16 protein-coding genes are annotated in these 15,144 nt (G+C 64.2%); 4 read left to right on the top strand and 12 right to left on the bottom strand.

Translation table 11 applies throughout. The features are described 5' to 3' along the window. From ispG to CMI59_RS14050, 4 genes are all read right to left on the bottom strand, one after another. The coding region (gene ispG, locus CMI59_RS14065) for a flavodoxin-dependent (E)-4-hydroxy-3-methylbut-2-enyl-diphosphate synthase (protein WP_293328868.1) at positions 1-835 on the bottom strand (835 nt) is incomplete at its 3' end. A gap of 166 nt (positions 836-1,001) precedes the next feature. After that, complete coding sequence (locus tag CMI59_RS14060; protein WP_293328867.1) at positions 1,002-2,126, bottom strand: helix-turn-helix domain-containing protein; 1,125 nt, start codon at positions 2,124-2,126, stop codon at positions 1,002-1,004. Positions 2,127-2,410: 284 nt separating this feature from the next. After that, on the bottom strand, positions 2,411-4,675 hold the full coding sequence (gene ptsP, locus CMI59_RS14055; RefSeq protein ID WP_293328866.1) for a phosphoenolpyruvate--protein phosphotransferase: 2,265 nt from the start codon (positions 4,673-4,675) through the stop codon (positions 2,411-2,413). 67 nt (positions 4,676-4,742) lie between these two features. Continuing rightward, positions 4,743-5,996, bottom strand: coding sequence for an aspartate kinase (locus CMI59_RS14050; RefSeq protein WP_293328865.1), 1,254 nt, complete (start codon positions 5,994-5,996; stop codon positions 4,743-4,745). 332 nt (positions 5,997-6,328) lie between these two features. Here CMI59_RS14050 and ubiG point away from each other — a divergent pair, with 332 nt between their 5' ends. The 3 genes from ubiG (at position 6,329) to CMI59_RS14035 (ending at position 8,912) form a co-directional block, all read left to right on the top strand. Next, positions 6,329-7,099 carry a bifunctional 2-polyprenyl-6-hydroxyphenol methylase/3-demethylubiquinol 3-O-methyltransferase UbiG gene (ubiG, locus tag CMI59_RS14045; protein ID WP_293328864.1) on the top strand — a complete coding sequence of 257 codons (771 nt, stop codon included), beginning with the start codon at positions 6,329-6,331 and terminating at the stop codon, positions 7,097-7,099. Positions 7,100-7,173: 74 nt separating this feature from the next. Next, on the top strand, positions 7,174-7,533 hold the full coding sequence (locus CMI59_RS14040; protein WP_293328863.1) for a c-type cytochrome: 360 nt from the start codon (positions 7,174-7,176) through the stop codon (positions 7,531-7,533). After that, the gene (locus tag CMI59_RS14035) at positions 7,530-8,912 is read left to right on the top strand and encodes a D-arabinono-1,4-lactone oxidase (RefSeq protein ID WP_293328862.1); all 1,383 of its coding nucleotides are present in this window, start codon (positions 7,530-7,532) and stop codon (positions 8,910-8,912) included. The genes CMI59_RS14040 and CMI59_RS14035 overlap by 4 nt, the downstream gene beginning before the upstream one ends. 131 nt (positions 8,913-9,043) lie before the next feature. Here CMI59_RS14035 and CMI59_RS14030 read toward each other — a convergent pair whose 3' ends face one another. Genes CMI59_RS14030 through CMI59_RS14015 form a run of 4 tightly spaced genes read right to left on the bottom strand, consistent with a single transcriptional unit; the run spans position 9,044 to position 11,393 of the window. Continuing rightward, positions 9,044-9,472, bottom strand: a complete 429-nt coding sequence (locus CMI59_RS14030; RefSeq protein ID WP_293328861.1) for a DUF1178 family protein — start codon at positions 9,470-9,472, stop codon at positions 9,044-9,046. Further along, on the bottom strand, positions 9,469-10,311 hold the full coding sequence (locus CMI59_RS14025) for a carbon-nitrogen hydrolase family protein (RefSeq protein WP_293328860.1): 843 nt from the start codon (positions 10,309-10,311) through the stop codon (positions 9,469-9,471). The genes CMI59_RS14030 and CMI59_RS14025 overlap by 4 nt, the downstream gene beginning before the upstream one ends. 20 nt (positions 10,312-10,331) lie before the next feature. Beyond that, complete coding sequence (gene grxC / locus CMI59_RS14020) at positions 10,332-10,589, bottom strand: glutaredoxin 3 (RefSeq protein WP_293328859.1); 258 nt, start codon at positions 10,587-10,589, stop codon at positions 10,332-10,334. Between the two features lie 30 nt (positions 10,590-10,619). After that, positions 10,620-11,393: a ComF family protein gene (locus CMI59_RS14015; RefSeq protein WP_293328858.1), complete on the bottom strand. Its 774-nt coding sequence runs from the start codon at positions 11,391-11,393 to the stop codon at positions 10,620-10,622. An 84-nt stretch (positions 11,394-11,477) separates the two neighbouring features. On the opposite strand from CMI59_RS14015, the gene CMI59_RS14010 reads away from it, so the two are divergent. Continuing rightward, entirely contained in the window at positions 11,478-12,413 is a 936-nt protein-coding gene (locus tag CMI59_RS14010; RefSeq protein ID WP_293328857.1) for a methyltransferase domain-containing protein, read from the top strand. A gap of 4 nt (positions 12,414-12,417) precedes the next feature. Here CMI59_RS14010 and CMI59_RS14005 read toward each other — a convergent pair whose 3' ends face one another. The 4 genes from CMI59_RS14005 to CMI59_RS13990 form a co-directional block, all read right to left on the bottom strand. Then, positions 12,418-12,588 (bottom strand): Flp family type IVb pilin, encoded by a 171-nt coding sequence (locus tag CMI59_RS14005; RefSeq protein WP_293328869.1) that lies wholly within the window; start codon positions 12,586-12,588, stop codon positions 12,418-12,420. 42 nt (positions 12,589-12,630) lie between these two features. Further along, positions 12,631-13,041, bottom strand: coding sequence for an 8-oxo-dGTP diphosphatase MutT (mutT, locus tag CMI59_RS14000; protein WP_293328856.1), 411 nt, complete (start codon positions 13,039-13,041; stop codon positions 12,631-12,633). Between the two features lie 128 nt (positions 13,042-13,169). Continuing rightward, positions 13,170-14,654: a bifunctional glutamate N-acetyltransferase/amino-acid acetyltransferase ArgJ gene (gene argJ / locus CMI59_RS13995; protein WP_293328855.1), complete on the bottom strand. Its 1,485-nt coding sequence runs from the start codon at positions 14,652-14,654 to the stop codon at positions 13,170-13,172. Positions 14,655-14,760: 106 nt separating this feature from the next. Next, on the bottom strand, positions 14,761-15,144 hold a 384-nt coding region (locus CMI59_RS13990; protein WP_293328854.1), incomplete at its 5' end, for a peptidylprolyl isomerase.

Raw genomic sequence — 15,144 nt, 5'->3', positions numbered from 1 at the left:
CCTGCCGCGCACAGGACGGGCAGGAGATGATGTTGACGCCGCGATGGCGAAGCCCGAGCGACTTCAGAATGTCGAAGCCGACCTTGATCTCCTCCACCGGATCGGCGGAAAGCGACACGCGGATCGTGTCGCCGATCCCCGCCCAGAGAAGAGACCCGAGACCGATCGAGGATTTGATGGTACCCGAGCGGAGCCCGCCCGCCTCGGTAATGCCCAGATGCAGCGGACAATCGATCGCGTCGGCAAGCTGCTGATAGGCCGCGACCGACAGGAACACGTCGGAGGCCTTCACGCTGATCTTGAATTCGTGGAAATCGTGATCCTGCAGGATGCGCGCATGGTCGAGCGCGCTTTCCACCATCGCCTCGGGGCAGGGCTCGCCGTATTTTTCCAGCAGGTCCTTTTCGAGCGACCCGGCATTCACGCCGATGCGGATGGCGCAGCCATGATCCTTGGCCGCCTGAATGACATCCTTCACCCGCGCTTCGGACCCGATATTGCCGGGATTGATGCGCAGGCAGGCCGCGCCCGCCTCCGCCGCCTCGATGGCACGCTTGTGATGGAAATGGATATCGGCCACCACCGGCACGCTCGCCGCGCGCACGATTTCCTTCAGCGCGGCGGTGGACGCCTCATCCGGGCAGGACACGCGAACGAGATCGGCCCCCGCCTCTTCGATCCGCCGGATCTGGTCGATCGTCGCAGCCGCGTCGGCGGTCGGCGTATTCGTCATGGATTGCACGGAAATCGGCGCATCCCCGCCAATGGCGACATTCCCGACATGAATCTTGCGGCTCGGCCTGCGGATGATGTCGCGCCAGGGTCGAATGCTCATAGCGGTTCCAAACTCTCGCTAGCAAGGGGCCGGGGCCGTGTGAGGCAGCCTGCCGCCGCCGCATCCACGACCCGTTCGGCCCACATATAATGTGTTGATCGCCGCCGCGCCATCCGGGGCATGATCCCGGGCCGCGAAGGCGCCGCCCACCGCCCCATTGGCCGCACTATTGAACGGGCGCGGCCTCTTCGTCGGCCGCCGCGGCCTCGATCTCGGTTTTGGGCGCCGCGGCCAGAAGCGTATCGGCAACGAGCGGCTTGCCCGTCAGCACCAGCGTGGGCGGGCCGGCAAGACCCAGCGAACGGCCATCCACCACGAGTTCGATGGCGCTGGCATCGCGCGCCACCAGCACGGCCCCGCGGTCGGCGGGGACGCGATAGAGATCGCCACGCTTGAAGGTCTGTTCGATCAGCACCCGGCCATTGGCATCTTCCACCCGGATCCAGGTGTCGTCCTTGCGGGCCCTGAGCGCGACACGGCTGCCGGCATTCTCCACACCATAGACGGTGCCTTCGGGAATGGCGGGAAGCGGTTCGACGGCGGGACGGGCCGCAAGCGGCTGGTCGACGGTTTCCGAGGCGTCCATCATGGCCGCCTCGCCGCCCGGCACCAGCTTCGCCCCGGGTACGCCCACACCGAGCCGCATGGAGGAAATGGCGCCTTCGCGCGGCGTCGCCGCGGAGGCGGTATCGCCGCGCGGCATGCTCTCCAGCGGATGATGCGCAGCGGCGGAATTATTGGCTTCGGCGGCCTGGATCGACGGATCGGTCTCCTCGGCGGGGATCGCCCCCTGACGGTCGGCCACCATCTGATCGGCGGATTTGCTCATCAGCCACACGCCGTAAAGCCCGGCTGCGACGATGAGCACCACGACGAGCCCCATACCGCGCGGCATGCGCCGCTCGCCGGCGGCTTTCGGGATGAACCGGGAAGCCGGCTCCGTCGCCTCCTCCAACACATCCCCGTCAAGCTCGCTCTTGTAGCGCTCGACCACATGCTGGCTGTCGAGCCCCAGATATTCGGCATAGGAGCGAACGAAACCCAGCGCATAGGCGCGACCGGGCAGGCCCTCATAGCGGCTTTCTTCCAGCGCTTCGAGATAATCCCGGCGAATATGAAGGATATGGGCGATGCTGCGGATCTCTTCGCTGCGGCGAAGCCGCACGGCCCGGAGCTCGGCCCCGACAGAATGCGCCTCAAGCGGCTCTTCATGCGTGATGTCACGCAAATGCAGCCTGCGGCGTCCCCCCTCGGAGCGTCCCTCGGCTGGAAGCATCGTAACTTTGGTCATACGTCTCGGCTCTTCATCGAAATGAGCCATCCAAAATGCTCGACTTTGGTCAACCAAGCCTGCTTTGCGCGGCCGTCATTCAGGATGTCATGCATGCGTCCGAACGACTGCCCCTGCCGCCCGATACAACTTGCCCCCAACTGCATCTGAGTATTGAGAATAAACCAAAACTATTGATATTTCGCAACACTCGAAACGAAAAATCGGGCCCAACTTGGGCAATTTGACCGATAAAAAACTACGTTTTCTTAACAAAACCCGGCTGCGGCAAAAAAACTCCGCACTCAGACGGATATTCCCTCCGCCTCGGCATAGGCCTTGAGCTGCGGCCGGACGGATCCGTCGGGCAGTTTCATAAGCCCTTCCATGAAGGTCTCCAGCTTGCCCACATCGAGCGAGCGCACCATCAGCTTGACCGGGCCGATGGCGGCGGGGGACATGGAAATACGCCTGAAGCCCAGCCCGACCAGCGCCATCGCCTCCAGCGGCCGGCCCGACATCTCGCCGCAAAGCGTAACGGGCGTTTCATATTCGGCGCATTTGTCGACGACATGCCTGAAAAAGCTCAGCACCGCCGGGCTCAGAAGGTCGTAGCGGGTCGCCACGCGCGGATTGCCCCGGTCGCTGGCAAACAGGAACTGCAGCAGATCGTTGGAGCCGATGGAGACGAAATCGACCAGCGGCAGCAGCGCGTCGAGCTGCCAGATCAGCGCCGGGACTTCGAGCATGGTCCCGACCTCGATCTTCGACGGCCGCTCCTTGCCGAACTTGTCGAGCCGGGCAAGTTCCTTGTCCACCAGCGCGCGCGCCCGCTGATATTCGGCAACCTCCGCCACCATGGGGAACATGAGCCTCAGCTCGCGCCCCGCCGCCGCCGTCAGCAGCGCCCGCAGCTGATGGCGCAGCAGCGCCGGACGGTCGAGGCTGATCCGGATCGCCCGCCAGCCCAGCGCGGGGTTTTCCTCCTTGAGCTGGGCGAGGTTCATATAGGGCAGCATCTTGTCGCCGCCGATATCGAGCGTGCGGAAGACCACCGGCATGTCGCCCACATGGTCCAGCACCGCGCTATAGAGCTCCACCTGATCGCCGAGACTTGGCAGGGCCGCCGCGATCATGAACTGCAACTCGGTCCGGAAGAGGCCGATCCCCTCCGCGCCCGACTCCGCCACATGCGGCAAATCGACCTGCAATCCGGCATTCACGAACAAGGAGATGCGCTGCTGGTCCTGCGAAATGGCCGGCTCGTGCCGGATCGCCTGATACTGCTCCTGCCGCTTGGCGCGGAAGCGCGCCTTTTCGGAGTAGGAGGAAATGACTTCCTGGGTCGGCCGGATATAGATCTCGCCGGTATCGCCATCGACGATGATGGCCTCACCGGATTCCACATGATCCAGCGCCTCGTCGGCCCGGCCCACCGTGGGAATGCCCAGCGCGCGCGCCACGATGGAGACATGCGCATTGGGCGCACCCTCTTCGAGCACCAGGCCGCGCAGCCGGTCCTTGTCATAATCGAGGAGCTCGGCCGGCCCCATATTGCGCGCGATCACGATGGCGTCGACCGGCAGATCCTCCGACACCGAGGAAAGCGTGACGCCGGTCAACTGACGCAGCAGCCGGTTCGCCAGATCGTCGAAATCATGCAGCCGGTCGCGCAGATAGGGGTCGGCGGCCCGCTGGAGCCGGGCGCGCGTGTCGTTCTGCACGCGCTCCACCGCGGCTTCCGCCGTCAGGCCGGTATTCACCGCCTCCGACATCCGCTGCAGCCAGCCGCGATCATTGGCGAACATGCGATAGGTCTGCAGCACCTCGCGATGCTCGCCCGCATGGCTGAGATCTTCGGTCTGCAGCATGTCGTCGATGGACCCGCGCAGCGCATAGACGGCCCGCTCCAGCCGCTCGCGCTCCGCATCCGTATCCTCGGCAATGAGCTTCGTCACATGGACGCGCGGCTCATGCAGCACCGCATGACCGAGGGCGATCCCTTCGGCAAAGGACGACCCTTGAAGGTAAAAGGGCTTGGCCTCTTCTTCTTCCAGCTCGCTCGGCGCATCCAGAAGCCCAGCCGCGGCCACGACCTCGGCCAGCACCATGGCGACCGTCTGCAGCGCTTCGACTTCTTCTTCGGTGTAATGGCGCTTGGTCCGGTTCTGCACCACCAGAACGCCCATCACGCGGCCCGAGCGCAGGATCGGCACACCCATCAGCGACTTGTAGATTTCTTCGCCCGTTTCCGGCCGGTAGGCAAAGGCCGGATGCGATTGAGCATCGGCCAGATTGAGCGGGCGCGCATGCGCGGCGATATCGCCCACCAGGCCTTCGCCCACGCGCAGCCTCGTATGATGCACGGCGGTCGGCTTCAGACCTTCGGTGGCGAAAAGTTCCAGATCGGTCGTGCTGCGCTTGAGATAGACCGAACACACCTCCGCCACCATGTTGGAGGCGATCAGCACCACGATCTCGTCCAGGCGCTTCTGGGCGGTCTCGGGCTTTGCCATAACCTCGCGCAGACGACGCAAGAGTACGCGCGGCCCGCCCACCGAGGCCGGCATCAGCTCAGGCCTCCCGGCCGGCTGGGGCTCCTGCTATTGCGAGACATGGTCAAGGGCGCGCCCCCCCTTACTCGGAATCCAGCCCGTAGGCGGAGTGAAGGGCCCGCACCGCAAGCTCCGTATATTCGGCATCGATCAAGACGCTGATCTTGATCTCGGAGGTGGTGATCGCCTGAATGTTGATCCCCTTTTCCGAAAGCGTGCGGAACATGGCCTGGGCGACGCCTGCATGGCTTCGCATGCCGATACCGATGACAGACACTTTCACCACGCCGGGATCGGTCCGCACCTGTTCGCAGCGGATACCGGAAATCACCTTGTTGATGACCTCTTCCGCGCGCGGCAGTTCCGCCTGCGGCACGGTAAAGGTCATGTCGGTGCTGCGACCGTCATCCGAAACGTTCTGGATAATCATGTCGACATTGATGGACGCGTCGGCCAGCGGACCGAAAATGCTCGCGGCAATCCCCGGCTTGTCCTCGACCTTGACGAGAGTGATCTTGGCTTCGTCCTTGGAATAGGCGATGCCGCTGACGACCTGCTGCTCCACGATTTCTTCCTCGTCGCAAACTAGAGTACCGGGAACGAAGTCTTCCCCCGCGAACTGCGGCGCATCGGGCGCGTCGAAGCTCGAACGCACCTGCAATCGCACCCGGTGGACCATGGCGAGCTCGACGGAACGTGTCTGTAGAACCTTGGCGCCCAAAGATGCCATTTCGAGCATCTCTTCGTAGCTGATTCTATCAAGCTTCCGTGCCTTCGCAACGATCCGCGGGTCGGTGGTATAGACACCGTCCACATCCGTATAAATGTCGCAGCGATCCGCCTTGATGGCCGCTGCGATGGCGACCGCGCTCGTATCCGAGCCGCCACGCCCCAGCGTCGTGATCCGGTTGTCGGGCCCGAGCCCCTGGAACCCGGCAATGACCGCGACCTGCCCCTGGCTCAAACGCTCGACAAGCTGCGTCCCGTCGATGTCGGTAATGCGCGCGGCACCGTGGGCGCCGTCAGTGCGGATCGGGATCTGCCAGCCGAGCCAGGAACGGGCATGAACGCCCATTTTCTGCAGCGTGATCGACAAAAGGCCGACCGTCACCTGCTCGCCCGTGGCAACCACCGTGTCGTATTCGCGCGCATCGTGAAGCCGGTCGGCCTCGCGCGTCCATTCGACGAGCTGGTTCGTCGTCCCCGCCATTGCCGACACGACCACAGCCACCTCGTGACCATGATCCACCTCGCGCTTCACATGCGCGGCGACATTGGCAATCCGCTCCAGATCGGCAACCGAGGTGCCGCCGAATTTCATGACCAGCCGGGCCATTCGCTCACCGAATTGCGGCCGACCCCCGGCCCGCCGCCCTGTTTGAAACTTGTCCTCATGCGCCCGCCGGGTCCGGTCCTGTCTTCACTGGACCCCGCCGCCCGGAACGCCCTATATCAGTCGCTTGTGGGTGGACCTCTCGGCGAGACTGGCGCACCGGCCTCCTCAGGTTTCCGGACGACAGCTCTCGACCCGCTGAACGCGGCACATACATACTCGCATGGGCAATGGCCCGCAACCGGCGCAGAATGACGGCCACGCATAAGTTTCAGGCCAATCAGACGCTACGGCAGACGCAAAAAGCAGACAGCACGGCTGAAGGCGGATCGAACATGACAGCAACGGACAAGGCAGGCGCGGCGGCTTCGGACGCCTATACCAGCATCGACGAGGGAGAGATCGCCCGCTTTTCCGCCATCGCCGCGGAATGGTGGGCGCCGGAGGGCAAGTTCAAGCCGCTCCACAAGTTCAACCCGGTAAGGCTGTCCTTCATCCGGGAGCGCGTCATCGCCCATTTCGGGCTCGCCGCCAAAAGTCCCAAGCCTTTCAAGGGGTTGCGTTTTCTGGACATTGGCTGCGGCGGCGGCCTGCTCTCCGAGCCCATGGCCCGGCTCGGCGCGGACATCACGGGCGCGGACGCGGCGGAAAAGAACATCAAGACCGCCTCGGTCCATGCCATGGAAGAGGGGCTGACCATCGATTATCGCTGCACCACGGCGGAAGAGCTGGCTGCGGCGGGCGAGCGTTTCGACGTCATCCTCAATATGGAAGTGATCGAACATGTGGCCGACCGCGACCGGTTCCTCATCCATTGCGCGGAAATGCTGAAGCCGGGCGGGTTGATGTTCGTAGCCACACTCAACCGCACGTTGAAAGCCCATGCGCTGGCGATTATCGGCGCGGAATATGTGCTGGGCTGGCTGCCGCGCGGCACGCATGACTGGAAAAAGTTCATCACCCTCGCCGAGATGGAACAGGGCCTGACCGGGGCCGGTCTCGACATCCTCGAATGGCAGGGCGTCAGCTACAATCCGCTGCTCGACCGCTGGAACCTGGGCAAGGATACCGACGTCAATTACATGGCTCTCGCCACTAAAAAATAGTTTTCGCTATACTTCTTGACGCAACCGCCCGTCTCGGCATGATCCCCCTCAACGGCATTTGAGGGGATAACTCGATGAAGATCAGTGCACAGGCAACGATCCTGCTGGGCGCTTTCCTGCTCCTTGCAGGCTGCGGCGAAGACAAGGCGCCCGAACCGGTGAACCTCACCCAGCGGCAAGCGTCTCTCTATCAGGCGTCCTGCCATACCTGCCACACCGTGCCCGAAACGGGTGCGCCCCAATCGCATGATCTCGCCGCCTGGAAACCGCGCGTGGCGCAGGGCGAAGACACGCTGCTCGATCACATTCTGAACGGCTTCAACGGCATGCCGCCGCTCGGCCAGTGCATCGAGTGCTCGCGCGGGGACTTCATCGCGCTGACGCGCTTCATGGCCGCGCCTGCCCCGAAGGACACAGAGGAGACGACACGATGAAATTCTCGCGCCGCCATTTCATGCTTCAGGCCGCGGGTATTTCCGCGCTTGCCGCAACGGGCACCCTGCCGGGCACCGTCACCCGCGCCTTCGCCGAGGCGAAGCAGGAAGCGCTCCCCTGGCACAACTGGTCGGGCGGCCAAAGCTGCACGCCCGAACGCCGCGCCGCGCCCGCCGGCACGGAAGAACTGGCAAGCCTGCTGAAAACCGGCCCCGCGCCTTTGCGGGCTGTGGGCGCCGGGCATTCCTTCTCGCCCATCGTCCCCACCTCCGGCACGATCTTTTCCCTCGACCGGATGAGCGGCGTGATCGGCAGCGATCCGACGACTAACGAAGCCGCCGTGATGGGCGGCACGCGCCTCGGCGCGCTGGGCGCGAGCCTTGCCGAGCGCGGCCTTGCGCTCAACAACATGCCCGACATCAACAAGCAGACCATCGCAGGCGCGATTTCCACCTCCACGCATGGCTCGGGCGCCAATATCGGCTCGCTCTCGACCTTCGTGTCGGGCCTGCGTCTGATGATGGCCGACGGCGAAACCATCGACTGCGACGCCGACAACAATGCGGACCTCTTCCAGGCCGCCCGCGTCTCCATCGGCGCGCTTGGCGTCATCACCCAGGTGAAGCTGAAGGCGCGCCCGCTCTACAAGCTCAAGCGCCGCACCTGGGTCATGCCCATCGACGACATGCTGGAGGAAGCGCCGAAATTCTGGCGCGAGAACCATATCTTCGAGTTCTACTACATCCCCTTCTCGGGCATGGCGCTCGGCATTTCCAACAACATCACCGACGAGCCGGAAACGCCAGTCCCGCCGCAAACCGACGACGACTCGCTTGAAGAACTGAAGATGCTGGAAGAGTGGCTGGGCTGGGCGCCGTCGGCCCGGCGCTGGATCCTGCAGAAGATCATGGGCGACATCGAACCGGAAGAGCGCGTGGACTATTCCCACAAGACGCTCTCCACCGAGCGCGGCGTGCGCTTCAACGAAATGGAATATCACCTGCCCCGCGAAAAGGGACCGGAGACGCTTCGCAAGATCATCCGCAAGATCGAGGACAACAATCTGGAAGTCTTCTTCCCGATCGAGTTCCGCACCGTTGCCGCGGACGACATCTGGCTGTCGCCCTTCCATGAGCGCGAAAGCGCCTCCATTGCGGTGCATCGCTACTACAAGGAAGACTACAAACCCTATTTCGCCGCAATCGAGCCGATCCATCGCGCCGTTGGCGGGCGTCCGCATTGGGGCAAGCTCAACACGCTGACGGGAGCGGATTTCGCCAGGCTCTATCCCCGCTGGGAAGACTTCAAGCGCATCCGCAACGAGCTCGACCCCAAGGGCCGGCTTCTGAACGACTATCTGAAGGGATTGTTCGCCTAGACCTCTTCAGGCCCGGCCGCTCCGTCATTGCCAGCAAAGCGAAGCAATCCAGAGCCGCGCACTCAGAGCCGGATTGCTTCGTCGCTTTGCTCCTCGCAATGACGACGCAAATTCAATCCGGCAGTAAATGCCTAATTGGCCTTGTCGCGCGGCAGGGTCGGCAGGGGGGCGAGTTCGACGCCCTCCTCGATCAGCTCTTCGGCCTCTTCGAGCGTCGTTTCGCCGTAAATGTCGCGATGCCCGGTTTCGCCATAGTGAATGCGGCGGGCCTCTTCGGCGAACCGATCGCCGACATAGTCGAAATTCTGTTCCACATGGCGGCGCAGCGCCGTCATGAGCTGCGAGACCCGTTCCACCGCTTCCGCCTGCGCATCGTTCGTCACCTTCGGCGCACCGCTTTTGGCGATGGCCGGCGCCATCAGCGCGCGACGCACCTTCTTGCTGTTGCAGACGGGGCAGCGCACATCGCCCGCCGCCGCCTGTTCCTCGAAACCCGCAGACGAGGAAAACCAGCCATCGAATTCATGGCCCTTCGTACAGACCAGCGCGTAATGGATCATGCGCCCGGCTCCGCCAGATGCCAGTCGCGATCATGCGTCAGGCTCGGCACGGCCTGCCGCGCCGCCTGAACGGCCGCAAGGTCGATTTCGAATGTGGTCACGCCCGGTTCCTCACCATCGATCTCGGCGACGATCTCGCCCCAGGGCGAAACCGCCAGGCTGTGGCCATAGGTTTCGCGCCCGCATTCATGCACGCCGCCCTGCGCGGGCGCGAGCACATAACATCCCGTCTCGATTGCGCGGGCACGCAACAGCACATGCCAGTGCGCCGCGCCGGTCTTGCGGGTGAAAGCGGCCGGCACGGTCAGAATATCCGCCCCCGCCTTGGCAAGCGTTCGATAGAGATGCGGGAAACGCAGATCGTAGCAGACGCTGAGGCCGATCCGCCCGAGGGAGGTATCCGCACACACGGCCCGCTTGCCCGGCTCGTAATTCCGGCTCTCCCGATAACTCTCGCCGCCCTCAAGATCGACATCGAACATGTGGATCTTGTCGTAATGCGCGGCGACCTCGCCATCCGGCCCGATGAGATAGGAGCGGTTGGCCACCTTGTCGTCGCTCACCTTGATCGGCAGCGACCCGATGACGAGCCAGAGACCCCGCTGAGACGCCAGCGACCGAAACATCGGCAAGGCCTCGCTATCGACCTCGTCTTTCACCTTGGCGAAGAGATCCCGCGACTTGTTTTCCAGCAGCGAGGTCATTTCAGGCGTCGCAATGAGCGTCGCGCCGCCATCCGCCGCCTCGCCGATGAGACGGCAGGCCTCGGTCAGATTGGCTTCAGGGTCGCGCCCGCTGCGCATCTGGACCAGGCCTGCGGTGAAACTCGTTTCGGTCATCTCTTCTCAGCCTTTGCGGATCAGGCCGACAGCAACGGATCGAGCTTGCCTGCCCGCTCCAGCGCATAGAGCTCGTCGCAGCCGCCCACATGCCGCTCGTCGATGAATATCTGGGGAACCGTGTGGCCGCCATTCGCCCGCTGCATCATTTCGCGGCGCTTGTCGGAATCCATGCCGACATCGATCTCGGTATAGGAAACGCCCTTTTTGCCGAGCAGCGCCTTCGCCCGGTGGCAATAGGGGCAAAGCATGGTGGTATAGATCGTCACATCCGCCATCTGCGGAACTCCTTCAAAACAAACTCTTATTCATATAATCGCCCCCTCGCCGGTCACAACCCGCGCCAGCGCAAGCACACGGACCTCCGCCGCGCCGGCCCCGATCAGCGCCTTCGCACAGGCCTCGACGGTCGATCCGGAGGTGATGACATCGTCCACAACTACCACACAGCGCCCCTGAAGGCCCGCCCGGCGCGCCTCGGCAACCTTGAAGGCCCCTCTGAGATTGCGCCGTCTGGCCTCGCCCGAGAGCCCGACCTGCGGCCTTGTCGCCCGGATACGCAGCAACGTCCGCCCCTCGAAAGGCACGCCGGAGAGCCGACCGATCCACCGCGCCAGCTCCGCCGACTGGTTGAACCGGCGTGAAAAGAGCCGCGCCCTGTGCAGCGGCACGGGCAGGATGAGGTCCGCCCCGTCCAGCATCTCCGCTCCCGCCCGCATCATCCATCGGGCAAAAGCAGGCGCCCCTTCCAGGCGGTCGCCATATTTGAAGCGGGAAATCAAGAGCCGGCTCAGATCGTTATATTGCATTGCCGCCCTCGCCGCGCGATAGGCCGGCGGATGGGCGAGCGCCACCGCGCTTACCATTTCCCCGTCCGATGGATGCGATCCGCCGGGCTGATAGGCGAAGGGAAGCCCCGTGACCCGGCATCGCGGCTCCTCGATGAACGCCGCCTCCCCCCAGCATTCGCCGCACAAGGTGCCGTGCTCGCCCACACCCTGCCCGCAGGCAAGGCAAACGGGCGGCAGCAGAAAATCGGCAAGACGTGAGAGCCCCGTCACGGCCGGGGTGGCAATCGGCATGAGGCAAGGTTAGCCGAGGCCCGGGGGCCTGCGAAGCGCGAACATGCCTTGCAGCCGCGCCCGGCCCGACACAATATGCCGGCCATGACGAATGCCCCCTCCCAACACCTCATTTTCGACCGCGCCGCCCTGAAACGTCGCCGAGAGCGCGCGGCGGCGAATTTCGGCGAATACGACTTTCTCCTCACCCGGACGATGGAAGAGGTGACCGAGCGCCTCATCCACACCAACCGGGACTTCCCGCTGGCACTCGATCTCGGCAGCCATGACGGCGCGCTGGGCCGGGCGGCGCTTCCGCCGGAAAAGATCGGCGACATCGTCTCCGCCGACCTGTCGCTTGCCATGGTGAAGGAAGCGCCCGGCGCCCGTCTCGTCGCCGATGAGGAATTCCTGCCCTTTGCGGGCGAAACCTTCGATCTCGTCACCAGCATTCTCTCGCTGCACTGGGTGAACGACCTGCCCGGCGCGCTCATTCAGCTACGCCGCGCGCTGAAACCCGATGGCTTGTTCATCGGCGCCTTTTTCGGCGGCGAGACGCTGACCGAGTTGCGCCAGTCGCTGGCGGATGCGGAAATCGAAATCGAGGGTGGCCTGTCGCCGCGCGTCTCGCCGTTCGCCGATCTGCGCGATGTGGGAGGACTGCTGCAACGCGCGGGCTTTGCCCTGCCGGTCGCCGATTCCGACCGCGTGACCGTGCGCTATGACAATGCGCTGAAGCTGATGGCGGATCTGCGCGGCATGGGCGAGACCAATGCGCTCGCCGAGCGCCGCCGCCAGCCGATGAAAAGGCGGACGCTGTTTCGCGCCGCCGAAATTTACGCAGAGAAATTCGGTCTGCCCGACGGACGTATCCCCGCCACCTTCGAAATCGTGACGGCGACAGGATGGGCGCCGCATGAAAACCAGCAGCAACCGCTCCGGCCCGGCAGCGCCACGCACAGCATGGCCGAGGCCCTCGGTTCGAAAGAACAGACGGCGGGCGAGAAGGCTCCCTTCGGAAACCCGTCCGGAAAGAAGTGACGCGTCAGCCGGTCATGGCGTCGGCGATACGCTGGAAGAGATCGACCATCACGGTGCCGCCCAGCGTATAGACCGTCGATGAAATCGCCACCGCGATCAGACTGGCGATCAGCGCATATTCGATCGCCGTCGCCCCGCCTTCATCGCGCCCGAAACGCGCAAAAATCTCCGTCAGCCTGCCCATCGCTCACCCCGCCTCTGCAGGCGCCGGCGAAGCTCACATGAGCAGGTCGCGCAGCGCCGCCACCAGCGGTTCATCCGCCGGCGGCATTGGATAATCCCGCATCCGGTTCGGCCTGACCCAGTTGAGCTCCTGCCCTTCCAGCGGCTGAACCCTGCCCTCCCAGCGCCGGCATACGTAAAGCGGCATCAGAAGGTGAAACGTCTCATAGGCATGGCTCGCAAAGGAAAGCGGCGCGAGACAGGCCTCCGTCACGTCGATACCCAGTTCCTCCTGCAATTCCCGAATCAGCGAAGCTTCGGGCGTTTCCCCCGCCTCCACCTTGCCGCCCGGGAACTCCCAGAGGCCCGCCATGGGCTTGCCTTCCGGCCGCTTGGCCATCAGCACGCGCCCATCCGCATCGACCAGCGCGCAAGCGGCCACGAGCACTATCTTCGTTTCGCTCATGCGGTCACGCGCTCCTCATATCATCGGGAAACGGAGTTAATTTCAGACACACGGAGGGGCCGGAACCCGGCAAAACCGCGATCAGGGTAAAGGCCGAGTTAAGCATGCCGCGCCCCGCCTGCGGGGTCCTAGCTGCGGTAATCCGCATTGATGCTGATATATTGATGCGTCAGATCGCATGTCCACACCGTGGCCGATGCCTTGCCGACGCCGACATCGACGGCAATGTCGATCTCCTGGCCCTTCATGTGCCGGGCGACCGGCGCCTCGTCGAAATCGGGGACGGCCTGGCCGCTCTTGGCCACGTCGACACCGCCGATCCGGATCACCAGCTTGTCCCGGTCGGCCGCCTCGCCCGACTTGCCGACCGCCATGACGATGCGGCCCCAATTGGCGTCCTCGCCCGCGATCGCCGTTTTCACCAGCGGCGAATTGGCGATCGCCATGGCAATGCGCCGCGCCGCCTGATGGCTTTCCGCGCCGCTCACCGTGACCTGGACGAATTTCGTGGCGCCCTCGCCGTCCCTCACCACCTGATGCGCAAGATCGAGCATCAGCTCGTCCAGCGCCCGGCGGAATTCCCGCAATTTGGGATCGCCTGCCCGGCGAACCGGCGTGGCGTCCTTCATCGCGGCGCCGGTGGCAAACAGCATCACGCTGTCGCTGGTCGAAGTGTCGCTATCCACCGTAATGGCGTTGAAGCTGTCGCGCGCGCCGAGCATCAGCAGCGTCTGCAGCGTTTCGCGAGACAGCGCCGCATCGGTGAAGATGAAGACGAGCATGGTCGCCAGATCCGGCGCGATCATGCCCGAGCCCTTGGCGATGCCGTTTATGGTCACCTCGGCATCGCCCACCTTGCAGCGCCGGGTGGCAAGCTTCGGATAGGTATCGGTGGTCATGATCGCCTGCGCGGCGGCGTCCCAATTGTCGGGACGCGCATCCTTGAGCGCGGTCTCGATACCGGCGACCACGGGAGCGGGATCCATCGGCACGCCGATGACGCCGGTGGAGGCGATGAAGACATCCCTCTGCCGGCAATTGCCCGCATTGGCGGCGGCCGCCGCCGTCGCCTTCACCGTCTGGACGCCGGCCCTGCCGGTAAAGGCGTTGGAATTGCCCGAATTGACGACAAGCATCCGCCCGAGACCGCCATCTTCAAGATTGCCCCGGCACCAGTCCACCGGCGCGGACGCGGTCTTGGAGGTCGTAAAGACGCCCGCGGCCTGCGTACCGTCCGTCATGCGCACGACCAGAAGATCGGTCCGGTTCTTGTATTTGATGCCCGCCGCCACGGTCCCGAGCTCCACGCCCTCGATCGGCGGGAGCGCCGGATAGCTCTTGGGCGCAAGCGGGGAAACGGCGGGCGCTTCCTTCTTCTTGGCGGCGGCGGTCTTGCTCTTCGCCTTGGGCGCGGGCTTTTTCTTGACGGGCTTCTTCTTTGCGACCGGCGTGGCCGCGGTCGCCTTGACGGTCTTGCGCGTCGCCCGGGTCTGCTTGGCCCGGCTATGGGGCTTCGCCTTCACCCGCGGCTTGGCTTTCGCCTTGCCGCTGACCTTCTTGCGAGGTTTGACAGAAGTTTTCGTGCCGCTCCGGCTGGTCGTCTTCACTGTCATGTGCCGTCTGCCCCTCGTCGCGCCGCTATCCGTGTCGGATCGCTGCTGTCCTGCCGCCCGTCGCCGGGCGCGCTTCGATTCGAACTATCGTTTCTATCTACAGCAATCAGGGCGCATCCGGAACAATCTGCGGCTGGGAGGGATTGGCCCGGACCTCACCGCCATTCGCGCCGACGATTTCGATATCGGCCTTGGCCCGCATCTCCTTCATGAGCTTCTGGCCTTGCTCCTGCGCCAGACCGCGAATGACGTCCTGTCGGGCTTCCTTAAGCGTGGGCTTCTTCACGTCTCGCATCTCCAGAAGCTTGATCACATGCCAGCCGAACTGGGTCTTGACCGGATCGGAAACCTCGCCGGGCTTCATCTTGAACACCGCATCGCCAAAGGCGGGCACGACATCGCCCTTCTTGAACCAGCCGAGATCGCCGCCATTCCCCGCGCTGGGGCCCTTGGAGAATTCCTTGGCGACATCGTTGAAACTCTTGCCGCT

Source organism: Parvibaculum sp., assembly GCF_002684405.1.
Taxonomy (GTDB): domain Bacteria; phylum Pseudomonadota; class Alphaproteobacteria; order Parvibaculales; family Parvibaculaceae; genus Parvibaculum.
Note: the sequence above shows the minus strand (reverse complement) of the source record. Positions and strands in the feature narration are given on the sequence as shown.